This window comes from Methylobacterium radiodurans (assembly GCF_003173735.1).
Taxonomy (GTDB): Bacteria; Pseudomonadota; Alphaproteobacteria; order Rhizobiales; family Beijerinckiaceae; genus Methylobacterium; species Methylobacterium radiodurans.
In genome coordinates this window covers 3,966,655-3,980,061 of sequence record NZ_CP029551.1, presented here as the reverse complement: position 1 = coordinate 3,980,061, position 13,407 = coordinate 3,966,655, and the positions used below count along the sequence as shown (strand labels likewise).

The following is a 13,407-nucleotide window of genomic DNA, read 5'->3' as shown; positions in this document are numbered from 1 at the left end:
CGCCCGGCATCGCCGAGCGGATACGCGAAGGGCGCCCCACGGGGCGCCCTTTTCTCGTTCCGGAGAAACGTCGTTCCGGCGCCTCGCGGATCCCGGCGCCGGGATCCGCGGGGACGGCAGCGTCAGAGGCGCTGCGAGGCGGCCTTCATGGCGCAGTGGCCGGTGGCGCCGCGGAGCGCGAGACCGACGCCGACCATCAGGGCAGCGAGGCTGAGAAGCTTGTTCGGGCGCGGCTGGGCGGCGGCGGCCGCGATGCCGAGACCGAGGGCGACCGAGACGGCCCGCTCCGTGGTGGTGAGGTTCGGCTGGCCGCTGAAGATGTCGTGGGCCAGCTCGTTGATCGTCTGGGACGCCATGGGGCTTCCTATCTCCGTGAAGTGGTATTGCCGGGCGAACGCGGGGCGCGGGGCCGCGTTCCCGGCCGCCGTGCCGCGGCGCACCACGGCGCCGCGCTTCAGGCGGAGGCCCGCCCCTGATCGGCGAGGAGCGCGTCGTCGATCACCCGCGCCCGCACGGCGGCGGGGCGTTCGGTGAGGCGGGCCGTGTAGGCCTCGAAGGCGGGCCGCCGCTCGATCGTGCCGAAGCCCATGCCCCAGGCGAGATGCGAGCCGACATAGAGGTCGGCCGCCGAGAAGGTTTCGCCCGCGAGATATTCGGTCGTGCCGACCGCCTGTTCCAGCGCGTCCAGCACCTCCGGCAGCGAGCCGTAGCCGACCATGCCGCGCATGCGCGGATCGCCCGGCACGGTGACGCCCAGGACCCTGTTGGTCACCGCCGCCTCGACGGGGCCCGCCGCGAAGAACAGCCAGCGATAGTAGGCCGCCCGCGCCCGGCTGCCCGTGGGCGGGGCCAGCCCGGCCTCGGGAAAAGCATCGGCGAGGTAGGCGCAGATCGCCGCCGTCTCGGTCACGACCGCGTCACCGTGGCGGAGTGCCGGCACCTTGCCCATCGGGTTGATCGCCCGGAAGGCGGCGTCCTTCATGCCGGGGCCGAAGCTGACGATCTCGGCGCGGTAGGGCGCACCGACCTCCTCCAGCATCCAGCGGGCGATCCGCCCGCGCGACATCGGCGTGGTGTAGAGGACGAGGTCGTCGGTCATGTCGGGCCTCCCTGCCGGCGATTCGCCTCCGGCGGGAGCGTTCAAGCAGATCCGGGGAAGGCCGGGAAGCGTCCGTCAGGGATCCGGGGGCGCGACCGGGATGTCGAAGTGCAGCACCTCTTCCCGGGTGCCGAGCTTGCCGTAGAGCGCGATGGCCGGATCGTCGCCGTGATCGGCCTGGACGAACACCACCCAGGCCCCGCACGCCGCCGCGATCCCGCGCAGATGCGCGATGAGGTCGGTCGCGACGCCCCGGCGCCTGTGCGCCTCCGCCACGGCGAGGTCGTAGATGTAGATCTCGCGGCGCATCCGCTCGACCTTGTCGAAGGTGTAGGCCACGAGTCCGCCGACGACCTCCCCCGCGCGCTCCGCCGCCAGAACGACGATGTGCTCCTTGGCGAGAAGGCCGGCGAGCCACGCGTCCGCGGGTGGAGCGCCCGCATAGGTCTCGCGGTCGCCGAAGGCGTCGGCGAAGAGCGCGTTCAGGGCGCGCAACGCGGCGATGTCGGCGGGGCCGAGGCGGCGGACGGATCTCGACATGCGGACAGCATAGCGCCTATCGCAGGGTGCGGCCCAAACGAAAAGCGCGGCCCCGAGGGGCCGCGCTTCGTGATCGGTCGGACGTGGGAGTGGCTTACTCGCCCGCGTCGCGGCGGCGCTCGCCGCGGTGGGAGCGGCCGCCCTCGCGGCCCTCGCGGGGCTCACGACCCTCGCGCGGCTCGTCGCCGCGCTCGGCCCGCTCGGCATCGCGCTGGGCCTTCAGCTTCTCGGTGATGTCCTCGCCGGTCTGCTGGTCGACGACCTTCATGGAGAGGCGGATCTTGCCGCGGTCGTCCTGACCGAGGAACTTCACCTTCACCTTGTCGCCTTCCTTGACGACGTCCGTCACCTTGGCGACCCGCTGGGCGGCGAGTTCCGAGATGTGGACGAGACCGTCCTTGGCGCCGAAGAAGTTCACGAAGGCGCCGAACTCCATCGTCTTCACCACGGTGCCGTCGTAGATCACGCCGACCTCGGCCTCGGCCACGATCGAGCGGATCCAGTTGTAGGCCGCCTTGATCGCCTTGCCGTCGGCGGAGGCGATCTTCACGATGCCGGTGTCCTCGATGTTGATCTTGGCGCCGGTCTTCTCGACGATCTCGCGGATCACCTTGCCGCCCGTGCCGATGACCTCGCGGATCTTGTCGGTCGGGATCTGCATCGTCTCGATGCGCGGCGCGTACTCGCCGAGTTCGGGGCGGGCCGCGGTCAGCGCCTTGGCCATCTCGGCCAGGATGTGGGCGCGGCCGTCCTTCGCCTGGGCGAGGGCGATCTTCATGATCTCCTCGGTGATGCCGGCGATCTTGATGTCCATCTGGAGCGAGGTGATGCCCTCGTCCGTGCCGGCCACCTTGAAGTCCATGTCGCCGAGGTGATCCTCGTCGCCGAGGATGTCGGAGAGCACCGCGAAGCGCTCGCCCTCGAGGATGAGGCCCATGGCGATGCCGGCGACGGGACGGCGCAGCGGCACGCCCGCATCCATCAGCGACAGCGAGCCGCCGCAGACCGAGGCCATCGAGGACGAGCCGTTCGACTCGGTGATCTCGGACACGACGCGGATCGTGTACGGGAACTCGTGGGCCGGGGGCAGGACCGGGTGGATCGCCCGCCAGGCGAGCTTGCCGTGGCCGATCTCGCGGCGGCCGGGCGAGCCCATGCGGCCGGTCTCGCCGACCGAATAGGGCGGGAAGTTGTAGTGCAGCAGGAAGGTCTCCTTGTAGGTACCTTCCAGCGCGTCGATGAACTGCTCGTCCTCGCCGGTGCCGAGGGTGGCGACCACGAGGGCCTGCGTCTCGCCGCGGGTGAACAGGGCCGAGCCGTGGGCGCGGGGCAGCACGCCGACCTCGGAGAGGATCGAGCGGACCGTCTTCACGTCGCGGCCGTCGATGCGCGAGCCGGTGTCGAGGATGTTCCAGCGGACCACCTTCGACTGGGCCTCCTTGAAGGCAGCCTTGACCTTCTCAGGCGAGAACTTCTGCTCGCCGTCCGCCGGGCAGAGGGCGGCGACCACCTTCGCCTTCACGGCGTCGACGGCCGCGTAGCGGTCCTGCTTGACGGTGATCTTGTAGGCGTCGCGCAGCTCCGACTCGCAGATCTCCAGCACCGCCGTCTCGACGTCGGCGTTCTCCGGGGGCGAGAAGTTGCGCGGCTCCTTGGCGGCCTTCTCGGCCAGCCGGATGATCGCCTCGATGACCGGCTGGAAGTGCTTGTGGCCGAACATCACGGCCCCGAGCATCACGTCCTCGGAGAGCTCCTTCGCCTCGGACTCGACCATCAGGACGGCGTCCTGGGTGCCGGCCACGACGAGGTCGAGGGTCGAGTCGTCCTTGGTCTCGGTGACCAGCGGGTTCAGCTTGTAGCCGCCGTTGACGTAGCCGACGCGGGCCGCTCCGATCGGGCCCATGAAGGGCACACCCGACAGCGTCAGCGCCGCGGAGGCCGCCACCATCGAGACGATGTCGGGATCGTTCTCGAGGTCGTGGGTCAGCACGGTGACGACGACCTGGGTGTCGTTGCGCCAGCCCTCGACGAAGAGGGGGCGGATCGGCCGGTCGATCAGACGGGAGACCAGCGTCTCCTTCTCGCTAGGACGGCCCTCGCGCTTGAAGTAGCCGCCCGGGATGCGGCCGGCGGCGTAGGCGCGCTCCTGGTAGTTCACGGTGAGCGGCAGGAAGTCGATGCCGGCCTTCGGCTCCTTGGCCGAGACGACGGTGGCGAGCACCGAGGTCTCGCCGTAGGTGGCGATCACGGCGCCGTCCGCCTGGCGGGCGACCTTGCCGGTCTCGAGGACGAGCTTGCGGTCGCCCCAGATCAGCTCTTCGCGTTGAACGTCGAACATGCGTGTCTCTCTCATCCTTGGCATATCCCGCGGACGGGCCTTCCCGGCCGCGGGTGGGCGAACCCGGCGCCGCCAGGGGCAAGACGGCAGGTCCCTCCATCGAAGAGGCCTGCGATCCTGTCCCCGGCACATGGCGCCTCGAAGTCGCCCCGGGTGGTGTCTCTTCTGTTGCCCGCGAGGCCTGCGGCATCGCGGGCATCCACCGCATCGGCGGCGGCGCGCGGTCGCGCTTGCGACGGCCTCAGGGCCGTCAAGGCCGGGGCGCAGGCTGCCAGCGAGCAGGTGCGCCCCGATCCGGTCGTTAGCGGCGGATGCCGAGGCGCTCGATCAGCGAGCGGTAGCGGGCCTCGTCCTTGCGCTTGACGTAGTCGAGCAGCGAGCGGCGCGAGGAGACCAGCTTCAGGAGGCCGCGGCGGGAATGGTTGTCCTTGCCGTGGGTCTTGAAGTGCTGGGTCAGGTTCGAGATCCGCTCGGTGAGGATCGCCACCTGGACCTCCGGCGAGCCGGTGTCCTTGGGATCGACGCGGTATTCCTTGATGAGCGCGGTCTTGCGCTCTGCCGTGATCGACATCGCATCTGCCTTTCTGGGATGTGCGGGAGGCGGCTGCCTCACGCAGCGCGCCTTCGTGAGCCTGGGGCAAGGCCGGTGCCGGGATGTCGTCCAGCACGGTCGTCGAGCCCAAGCGGCTTCAGGCCCCGCCCGTCGCCGGGCTTAAGGCCGCGCGCACCATACACGAAAGCGCCTCCAGCGCCAGTCCCCGGACGCGCGCAGCCGGACCGGCGGCGCCCGACCGCAGCGCACGGCCTCGCGATCCCAGGGCGATCCCGGGCGGGCGAGGGGGCAAAATATCGCCTTGCCTTTATTCTGCCGGCTAACCATAGCCGGAACCGCGCAGGTGGGCCCCGGTTGGCCCCGTGCGGCGGGGGGCGATCGATGACACGGAACGCCTCTTCGGGGGTGCGCGGCCTGCGCGCTCACCCGTGCCGCGCGCGGGCCGGGGCGCGACCGCACCGGGCCCGATGGGCTTCCGGCCCGCGGCCCGATGGGCCACGCTGCGGCCGGCCACATCCCAGCGGCCCCCATCTCGGATCGAGGATGCCTCGTGTCGGCCAAGGGTAAGAAGGGCAAGCGCCACGCCTACCTCGTCGCGGTGGCGCAGCGGCGCGAGACGGCCCGGATCTACGCCGTTCTGGCCGCCACCGAGGTCGAGGCGCTCGCCGCGCTGGGCGACCACGCGGCGGAGAACGTCCGGCTCCAGGTGGTGGGCAGCCTGTCGCGGGACATGGTGCGCCGGCTCAAGCTCAAGCCGGGGGAGCTGCGGCTCGTGTGAGGTCCCGCGCCGCCGCGGCCGCGAGGCCGGCGAGCAGCAGCACCGGCAGGAGCGCGCACCAGAAGGCCCCGTAGGCGACCCCAAAGGCGCCCGCGAGCGCGCCGCAGGCGAAGGCGAGCACGGCCGGCGCGATCCGCCGCAGCCGGGCCCGGGCCCCCGCATCGGCCGCGCGCCCGAGGGCGAGGTCGACCGCGTCGATCACCGCCTGGGTGACGTTCACGGTCATCACCGTGGTGGCGGCGAGGTTCGGCAGGCAGAGCCGCCCGAGGGCGTTCTGCACCCCCATCGCGGCGACCGCCTGCATGCCGACGAGGAGGGCACCTAAGCTGTCCGCGCCGGCAAAGGGGGCGAGCGCCGCCCCGGTGCCGCCGAACCCCGCGAGCAGCAGCGCCTCCGCGGCGAGCAGCCAGGGCAGGGGCCGCCGCCCGGCCCTCTCCAGCCCGAGGGCGAGGAGGCGCGCGCCCGCGACCGCGAGCACGAAGACGGGCAGCGCCAGGAGCTTGGCCACGAGCCCCACCGCATCCCCGACGAGCGCCGCGCCGATCAGCACGAAGTTGCCGGTGACGTGGGCCGCGAACAGCCCGGCGAGCGCCACGAAGCCGGCCGCGTCCACGAAGCCCGCCACGAAGCCGAGCACGACGGCGTAGCCCTGCAATCCCGCGGTTCCGGCCGGCGCCGTCTCCCGCCCGCGTGTCCCGTTCATCCTGCGCCCGTCCCCGTTCCTACCCCCCTGTCCGCCGCGATTGCCCGGCGGGTCGCGGCCGTCAAGGCGCTCCTCGGCCCGCCCGCTCGCCCCTTGGCCGGCGCCGTCTCGGATGCCATGCTTCCGCGGAGGCCGCCCCCGAGGCGGCCCGGAAGGGGACGATGCGCTCGCTCAAGGTCCGTTTCGCGCTGCTGCTCGGCGCGACAGCCCTGCTGGTCGTGCTGGCGGCGCTCGGCGTGCTCGCCTCGATCGCGGCCGCCGAGCGCACGATCGAGCGCACGCTCGCGGCGCAGGCGCGCCTAGAGCTTCTGGCCGAACTCTCCGGCCGGCTGACCCAGTTCGGCCTCGCGGCGATCGAGACGGTGGGGAGCCCCGACACGCAGCCGGAATCCATGGCGATCGCCCGCACCAACGCCGACAAGGCGCTCGCCGCGGTCGACGAGGCGCTGGCGCGGAGCATCCAGGTCAGCGACGATCCCCAGGACCGGATGGCCTACGCCGCCCGCACCCGGCCGATGGCGCAGTTGCGCGCCGCGCGCTCGATCCTCGACCGGCAGGTCCAGCAGATCACCCGCCACGCCGCCGAGCCGGAGCAGCGGCAGAACGCCATCAAGGGCGCGCTCAACGGCTTCGGGGCGATGACCGGCCAGCCGCTCTCCTTCCTGATCGAGGCGGAGCGACGCAGCATGGTGCTGGGCTCCGAGGAGGCCCGCGCGCTCGCCGACCGGCTGCGGCTGGCCGCCGCCCTCGCGGTGGGGGCGGCGCTCGCGATCCTGCTGGTGCTCTACCGCAGCCTGATCCGGCCGACGCTCGCCCGGATCGAGGCGGTGCGCCGCGCCGCGATCGCCGTCGGACGGGGCGAGCTCGACATCCGGCTCTCGGTCGCGGTCCGGGACGAGCTCGGCCTGCTGGTGGCGAGCTTCAACCGGATGGCCGCGCGGCTCCGCCGCCGCGAGGATCGGGTGGCGGCGGACCGGGCGGCGCTGGAGGAGACGATCCAGGCCCGCACCGCCGACCTGCGGGCGGCCAACGCCCGGCTCGAGGCGGTCGACCGCTCGCGCCGCCGCTTCTTCGCCGATGTCAGCCACGAGCTGCGGACGCCGCTCACGGTGATCCTCGGCGAGTGCGACCTCGCGGCCCGCGCCGCGGCCAAGGCCGCCGACCAGCCCGGGGACCGCGCCGTCGATCATGGCCCGGCCTTCGCCACCATCCGCAAGCGGGCGCAGCGCCTGAAGCTGCGAGTAGAGGACCTCCTGCGCGTCGCCCGCTCGGAATCGGGCGAGATCGAGCTCGACCGGCGGCCGCTGGGAGCGGCTTCCGTGCTCGCCGAGGCCGTCGACAACGCCGCCTCCGAGGCCGCGCGCCGCCGCGTCGCCCTCGTGTTCGAGCCGGGCCGCGAGGACGTCGAGATCTCCGCCGACCGGGAGTGGCTGCGGCAGGTGGTGGAGAGCCTGATCGACAACGCCCTCCGGCACGGGACGGGGCTCGGCCGCGTCACCGTCGCGCTGGAGGCGGGCGGGACCGAGGAGGCGCCCGCCGCCATCGTCACCGTCACGGATGACGGGCCGGGCTTCGGCACGGCGCAGGAGGCGCTCTTCGAGCGCTTCCGCCGCGGCGCGCGGCCGGGGGAGGGCGGCTTCGGCATCGGGCTGGCGCTCGCCCGCTGGGTGGTGGAGCAGCACGACGGCACGATCCGCCTCGGCACCGGCCCGGACGGGCGCGGCGCCCGGGTGCGGCTCGAACTGCCGGCCCTCGACGCCGCGCGGGCTCACCCCGAATCTCACGCACAGAAGGATGACGCCGCATGACCCGGGTCCTGATCGTCGAGGACGACGTCGATATCCGGGGCATGCTCGCCCGCGGGCTGGAGGCGGAGGGATTCGAGGTCGGCACCGCCGCCTGCGTGGACGACGCGCTCACCGCCGCCCGGGCCGAGACGCCCGGCGCGGTCGTGCTCGACATCACCCTGCCGGACGGCTCGGGCCACGACGTCTGCCGCTCGCTGCGGGCGGGGGGCTATCCCGGCCCGATCCTGTTCCTCTCCGCCCGCGACGAGGTGCGCGACCGGGTCGAGGGGCTGGCGCTCGGCGCCGACGACTACATCGTGAAGCCCTTCGTGTTCGACGAGCTGGTGGCGCGCCTGCGCACCCACCTGATGCGCCGCCAGAACGCAGAAGCGCCGCGCCGGACCGTGAGCGCCGGCAAGCTGGTGCTGGACCTGGAGACTCGGCAGGCCTCCTGCGGCGAGGCCGCGGTCCGTCTGACCCCGCGCGAGGCGGAGCTGCTCGCCATGCTGATGGAGGGCGCCAACCGGCCCGTGTCGCGCGCCGACATCTTCGAGAAGCTCTGGGCGAGCCAGGGCGGCCTCTCGCTCAACGTGGTGGACGTCTATATCGGCTACCTGCGCTCGAAGATGGCCGACTTCGTCCGCTACGGCGGCCCGGTGCTCACCACGGTGCGCGGACGCGGCTTCATGCTGGAGCTGAAGGGGCAGGAATTCCGGCACTGAGGGCTCGCCGGACAGGCCATCTGAATATCAAGCGCGCTTTTATATTGCGCGCGACGCAATCACGAAAAATTTGGGACGATCCGGCAATTTAGTGCTTGAAGCGGAGGCCGGATTGGCCGATACCTGCCCGGCGCCCGAAAACAGGTGCGCCATCAACGTCTTAGGGTTCCCTTAAGGTTGCCCTGGCCTGGTGAAGCGAAGTCTCAGGAGAAACACCATGAAGTGGGCTGCTCCCGTCGTTTCCGAGATCTGCGTCGGCATGGAAGTCACCTCGTACGAGTCCGCCGAGATCGACACCTTCAACTAAGGTGCGCGTGCCGGGCCGGGGATTGCAGGCTGCGAGGGTGAGCCCATGCGCGTCGTGATCCTCGGTTCGGCCGCCGGCGGCGGCCTTCCGCAGTGGAACTGCCGCTGCCCCAACTGCACCCTTGCGCGGACCGAGCCGAACCGCGTCCGCCCGCGCACCCAGTCGAGCATCGCCGTCTCCGCGAACGGGACGGACTGGCTCCTGGTGAACGCCTCGCCGGACATCCGGCAGCAACTCTTCGACAATCCGGCGATGCATCCGCAGGAAGGCCTGCGCCACGCACCGATCAAGGCCGTGCTCCTCACCAACGGCGACGTCGATCACGTGGCCGGCCTGCTGACGCTCCGCGAGGGCCAGCCCTTCACCCTCTACGGCACCGCCGGCATCCTCGATTCGGTCAACGCCAACCGCGTCTTCGACGTGATGGCGGCGGGCGTGGTCGCGCGCGAGCCGATCGCGATGGAGCGGACGTTCGCGCCGTTGCCGGGCCTCTCCGTCACCCTGTTCCCGGTCCCCGGCAAGGTGCCGCTCTGGCTGGAGGACGAGACGATGGAGATCGGCGCCGAGACCGAGACCACGGTCGGCGCGATGATCGAGGCGAACGGCCGCAGGCTCGCCTACATCCCGGGCTGCGCCCGGGTGACAGACAGGCTGAAGGGGCGGGTCGCGGGCGCCGACGCACTACTGTTCGACGGCACCGTCTACTACGACGACGACATGATCCGCGCGGGCGTGGGCACCAAGACCGGCTGGCGCATGGGCCATGTACCGATGCGGGGCGAGGGCGGCTCGATCGCGGCGCTCGCCGACGCGGCGCTCGGCCGCCGCATCTTCGTGCACATCAACAACACCAACCCGGTGCTGGTCGAGGATTCGCCCGAGCGGGCCGAGGTCGAGGCGGCGGGCTGGACCGTCGCGCATGACGGGCTGGAACTCAGCCTCTGAGGCATGCGGCCCAAACGGTCAGGGTTTCGAAAGGCCTCGGGCCTTTCGCGGGTGCAGGGCAGAGCTCTGCTGTCGGCTTCCTCGCCCTGGCAAAGCCAGGGCGAGGAAGCCGAATCTCGGGACTGCGCGTCCCGAACCCCGCCTGCAGAGCCCTTAGGCGCCGAAAGGGGCTCGCCCCTTCGGGATCCCCGTGACCGGGTGGTATTCGGACGGGGTCGGTCCTATCTCTCATCCCACACGCCGGCCGTGTTCGGGCACCGGCGATAGAACAATAATGCAACGCGCAAACGGACGTCCGGAAACGCCATGAACGCTGCCTTCCCCACCCCCGGAGCCGACGAGACCCAGCGGCTCCTCAGCCCCGAGGAGCTGGAGGCGGCGCTCCGCGACATCGGCGCGCGGCGCTACCACAACCTGCACCCGTTCCACCGGCTGCTGCACGACGGCAAGCTGAGCAAGGACCAAGTTCGGGCCTGGGCGCTGAACCGCTACTACTACCAGGCGATGATCCCGGTGAAGGACGCCGCGCTGCTGGCCCGCCTGCCGGACGCCGCGCTCCGCCGGGTCTGGCGCCAGCGCATCGTCGACCACGACGGCGACCACGAGGGCGACGGCGGCATCGAGCGCTGGCTGAAGCTCGCGGAAGGGGTGGGATTCGCGCGGGACTACGTGCTCTCCACGAAGGGCATCCTCTCGGCAACCCGCTTCTCGGTCGATGCCTACGTGCACTTCGTCTCGGAGCGGAGCCTCTTGGAGGCCATCGCCTCTTCGCTCACCGAGATGTTCTCGCCGACCATCATCTCGGAGCGCGTCGCCGGGATGCTGAAGAACTACGACTTCATCACGAAGGAGACGCTGGCCTATTTCGACAAGCGCCTGACCCAGGCCCCGCGCGACGCCGACTTCGCCCTCGACTACGTCAAGCGCCACGCCACCACCCCGGAGCTGCAGCGGGCCGCGATGGGCGCGCTGACCTTCAAGTGCAACGTGCTCTGGACCCAGCTCGATGCCCTGTACTTCGCCTACGTCGCTCCCGGCATGATCCCGCCGGACGCGTGGCAGCCGGGCGAGGGACTGGTGCAGGACGCGGCGCCCGCGAGCGCGCCCGGTGGCGTCAAGCTCGTCGCGGCGGACGTTCCGCGCCTGCCCCGCGGCGTGCGGATGCGCTTCGACCAGGCCCGCGACAAGCACGTGCTGCTCGCCCCCGAGCGCACCTTCGACCTCGACGACAACGCGGTGGCGGTGCTCCAGCTGGTCGACGGCCAGCGCAGCGTCACGCAGATCGCCGAGCAGCTGGCCCAGACCTACGCGGCCGACGCGCGGGTCATCGAGGCCGACATCCTCGTCATGCTGAACGACCTGGCCGAGAAGAGGGTTCTGGAGCGATGAACGTCGTCACGCCGCAGCGGGCGGCCGCCCCGGCCCCCGTCGGGCTGCTGGCGGAACTGACGCACCGCTGCCCCCTGCGCTGCCCCTACTGCTCAAACCCGCTGGAACTCGACCGGCGCTCGCGCGAGCTCGACACCGCGACCTGGCAGCGCGTGCTGACCGAGGCTTCGGAACTCGGCGTGCTCCACGTCCACCTCTCGGGCGGGGAGCCGACCGCGCGCCAGGACATCGTCGAGATCACCCAGACCTGCGCCAAGCTCGGTCTCTACTCGAACCTGATCACCTCGGGCGTCGGCGGCGCGCTCGACAAGCTCCAGGCGCTCTACGACGTCGGCCTCGACCACGTGCAGCTCTCGGTGCAGGGCGTCGACGCGGCCAATGCCGAGAAGATCGGCGGCCTGAAGAACGCCCAGCCGCAGAAGATGGCCTTCGCCGAGAAGGTGGTCGAACTCGGCCTGCCGCTGACGCTGAATTCAGTGATCCACCGCGGCAACATCCACGAGGTCGAGGGCTTCATCGACCTCGCGGTGAAGATGGGTGCCAAGCGCCTGGAGGTGGCCCACACCCAGTATTACGGCTGGGCCTACGTCAACCGTGCCGCGCTGATGCCGAACAAGGCCCAGGTGGACCAGTCGATCCGCATCGTCGAGGCGGCGCGCGAGCGGCTGAAGGGCCGGCTCGTCATCGACCTCGTGGTGCCGGACTACTACGCCAAGTACCCGAAGGCCTGCGCGGGCGGCTGGGGCCGCAAGCTGATGAACGTGACGCCCCAGGGCAAGGTGCTGCCCTGCCACGCCGCCGAGACGATTCCGAACCTTGAGTTCTGGTACGTCACCGACCATTCGCTGGCCGAGATCTGGACCGACTCGCCGGCCTTCACGGCCTATCGCGGCACCGACTGGATGCAGGAGCCCTGCCGCTCCTGCGACAGGCGCGAGAAAGATTGGGGTGGCTGCCGCTGCCAGGCGCTCGCGCTCGCGGGCGACGCGGCGGCCACCGACCCGGCCTGCTCGCTCTCGCCGCTCCACGCCAAGGTGCGTGCGCTGGCGGTCGAGGAAGCGGCGGAGAACCCGCCCGACTACGTCTACCGGACGATCGGCAGCAACGTCCGATCGCCGCTCAAGGAGGAAGCCTCGCTGTGAAGCGTTTCGCGATGTCCGCCCTGGCTCTCGCGCTCGTCGCGGCACCGTCCCTGTCCGCGCCGGCCTTTGCCGAGGGCACCCCGGCGCCCACGCGAGCGAACGCCGCCGCGCCGCCGAGTGCCGCCGACCTGCTGTTCGAGCAGCCGCAGATGAAGAACGCGGCCCCGGGCTCGACTATCACCTACGACTACCTGCGCCGCTCAGGGATCTCCAAGGGGCCGTTCGGGCCTCCGCTCAACGACACCATCACCTTCCGGATCGAGGCGGCCAACGACCCGAAGGACGCGGCGGCCCGCAATATCCGCGTCGAGATGTTCTCCGGCCTGAACCGGGTGCCCGCCGGCCCCTTCGAGGACATGCCGGGCAACCCCGTGATCTCGCTGTTCCTCGAGAACCACCTGCGCGGCCTCGCCCGCGTGCTCGAGGCCAACCCGCGCTACCTGAAGAACGCCATCCGCAAGGGCCTGCGCGACAAGGCCACGGTGACGGCGACCAAGGTCACCGTCGGGGGCCGCGAGGTCGATGGCTGGCGGGTCGTGACCAAGCCCTTCGAGGGCGATGCGATGACCGAGCGCATGCGCGGCATGGCCGACATGACCTACACCTTCGTCACGGCACCCAATGTGCCCGGCGAGATCGTCTCGATCGAGGCGCAGTCCAAGAACGCCGAGGGCGGCGAGCTGCTGGAAGAGAAGCTGAGCTATGATCAGAAGGCAGGTTGAGGGCGCGGCCCTCGCGGTTCTGGCGCTGGCGGGGCTGACCCTCGCGGCGCGCGCCGAGGAGAACGATTATCCGACCGACGCGCGCGTCGACTACGTCTTCGCCTGCATGGCGGCCAACGGCCAGACCCGCGAGAACCTGCAGAAATGCTCGTGCTCGCTCGACCAACTCGCCGCCATCCTGCCCTACGACAAGTACGTGCAGGCGAGCACGATCCTGTCGATGCGCCAGGGCATCGGCCAGCGCTCGAACGAGTTCCGCTCCACCAAGGTCTTCGACGACCGGGTCGCGGACCTGCGCCGTGCCCAGGCCGAGGCGGAGATCCGCTGCTACCGGGGCTGAGCCCGTTGTCCGGCCGAACGGCTCGGTCCGGACCTCACGGCC

At 71.2% G+C, this 13,407-nt stretch carries 15 protein-coding genes; 9 read left to right on the top strand and 6 right to left on the bottom strand.

From position 1 onward, the window contains the following. Positions 1 to 122: 122 nt before the first annotated feature. From DK427_RS18650 to rpsO, 5 genes are all read right to left on the bottom strand, one after another. Positions 123 to 356, bottom strand: coding sequence for a YgaP-like transmembrane domain (locus DK427_RS18650; protein ID WP_204165190.1), 234 nt, complete (start codon positions 354 to 356; stop codon positions 123 to 125). Between the two features lie 98 nt (positions 357 to 454). Continuing rightward, entirely contained in the window at positions 455 to 1,099 is a 645-nt protein-coding gene (locus DK427_RS18645; RefSeq protein ID WP_109952569.1) for a glutathione S-transferase family protein, read from the bottom strand. Positions 1,100 to 1,174: 75 nt separating this feature from the next. Continuing rightward, positions 1,175 to 1,639: an AAC(3)-I family aminoglycoside N-acetyltransferase gene (locus DK427_RS18640; RefSeq protein WP_109952568.1), complete on the bottom strand. Its 465-nt coding sequence runs from the start codon at positions 1,637 to 1,639 to the stop codon at positions 1,175 to 1,177. 94 nt (positions 1,640 to 1,733) lie between these two features. Beyond that, positions 1,734 to 3,977 carry a polyribonucleotide nucleotidyltransferase gene (gene pnp, locus DK427_RS18635; protein ID WP_109952567.1) on the bottom strand — a complete coding sequence of 748 codons (2,244 nt, stop codon included), beginning with the start codon at positions 3,975 to 3,977 and terminating at the stop codon, positions 1,734 to 1,736. Between the two features lie 301 nt (positions 3,978 to 4,278). Next, positions 4,279 to 4,548, bottom strand: a complete 270-nt coding sequence (gene rpsO / locus DK427_RS18630) for a 30S ribosomal protein S15 (RefSeq protein WP_066920265.1) — start codon at positions 4,546 to 4,548, stop codon at positions 4,279 to 4,281. A 532-nt stretch (positions 4,549 to 5,080) separates the two neighbouring features. Between rpsO and DK427_RS18625 the strand changes: the two genes are divergently transcribed. Continuing rightward, complete coding sequence (locus DK427_RS18625) at positions 5,081 to 5,308, top strand: hypothetical protein (RefSeq protein ID WP_109952566.1); 228 nt, start codon at positions 5,081 to 5,083, stop codon at positions 5,306 to 5,308. Here DK427_RS18625 and DK427_RS18620 read toward each other — a convergent pair. Continuing rightward, positions 5,280 to 6,011, bottom strand: coding sequence for a YoaK family protein (locus tag DK427_RS18620; RefSeq protein WP_109952565.1), 732 nt, complete (start codon positions 6,009 to 6,011; stop codon positions 5,280 to 5,282). The genes DK427_RS18625 and DK427_RS18620 overlap by 29 nt on opposite strands. A 161-nt stretch (positions 6,012 to 6,172) precedes the next feature. On the opposite strand from DK427_RS18620, the gene DK427_RS18615 reads away from it, so the two are divergent. The 8 genes from DK427_RS18615 (at position 6,173) to DK427_RS18580 (ending at position 13,365) form a co-directional block, all read left to right on the top strand. Next, entirely contained in the window at positions 6,173 to 7,819 is a 1,647-nt protein-coding gene (locus tag DK427_RS18615) for a sensor histidine kinase (RefSeq protein ID WP_109952564.1), read from the top strand. Continuing rightward, on the top strand, positions 7,816 to 8,520 hold the full coding sequence (locus DK427_RS18610) for a response regulator transcription factor (protein WP_109952563.1): 705 nt from the start codon (positions 7,816 to 7,818) through the stop codon (positions 8,518 to 8,520). The genes DK427_RS18615 and DK427_RS18610 overlap by 4 nt, the downstream gene beginning before the upstream one ends. 217 nt (positions 8,521 to 8,737) lie before the next feature. Next, the gene (pqqA, locus tag DK427_RS18605; RefSeq protein ID WP_007564431.1) at positions 8,738 to 8,827 is read left to right on the top strand and encodes a pyrroloquinoline quinone precursor peptide PqqA; all 90 of its coding nucleotides are present in this window, start codon (positions 8,738 to 8,740) and stop codon (positions 8,825 to 8,827) included. Positions 8,828 to 8,872: 45 nt separating this feature from the next. After that, the gene (pqqB, locus tag DK427_RS18600; RefSeq protein WP_109952562.1) at positions 8,873 to 9,772 is read left to right on the top strand and encodes a pyrroloquinoline quinone biosynthesis protein PqqB; all 900 of its coding nucleotides are present in this window, start codon (positions 8,873 to 8,875) and stop codon (positions 9,770 to 9,772) included. Between the two features lie 306 nt (positions 9,773 to 10,078). Continuing rightward, positions 10,079 to 11,161 (top strand): pyrroloquinoline-quinone synthase PqqC, encoded by a 1,083-nt coding sequence (gene pqqC / locus DK427_RS18595; RefSeq protein WP_109952561.1) that lies wholly within the window; start codon positions 10,079 to 10,081, stop codon positions 11,159 to 11,161. After that, complete coding sequence (gene pqqE, locus DK427_RS18590; protein ID WP_109952560.1) at positions 11,158 to 12,303, top strand: pyrroloquinoline quinone biosynthesis protein PqqE; 1,146 nt, start codon at positions 11,158 to 11,160, stop codon at positions 12,301 to 12,303. Before pqqC ends, pqqE begins: the two co-directional genes overlap by 4 nt. 11 nt (positions 12,304 to 12,314) lie before the next feature. Next, positions 12,315 to 13,025 carry a hypothetical protein gene (locus DK427_RS18585; RefSeq protein ID WP_109954260.1) on the top strand — a complete coding sequence of 237 codons (711 nt, stop codon included), beginning with the start codon at positions 12,315 to 12,317 and terminating at the stop codon, positions 13,023 to 13,025. Then, the gene (locus DK427_RS18580; protein ID WP_109952559.1) at positions 13,006 to 13,365 is read left to right on the top strand and encodes a hypothetical protein; all 360 of its coding nucleotides are present in this window, start codon (positions 13,006 to 13,008) and stop codon (positions 13,363 to 13,365) included. Before DK427_RS18585 ends, DK427_RS18580 begins: the two co-directional genes overlap by 20 nt. Positions 13,366 to 13,407 lie beyond the last annotated feature (42 nt).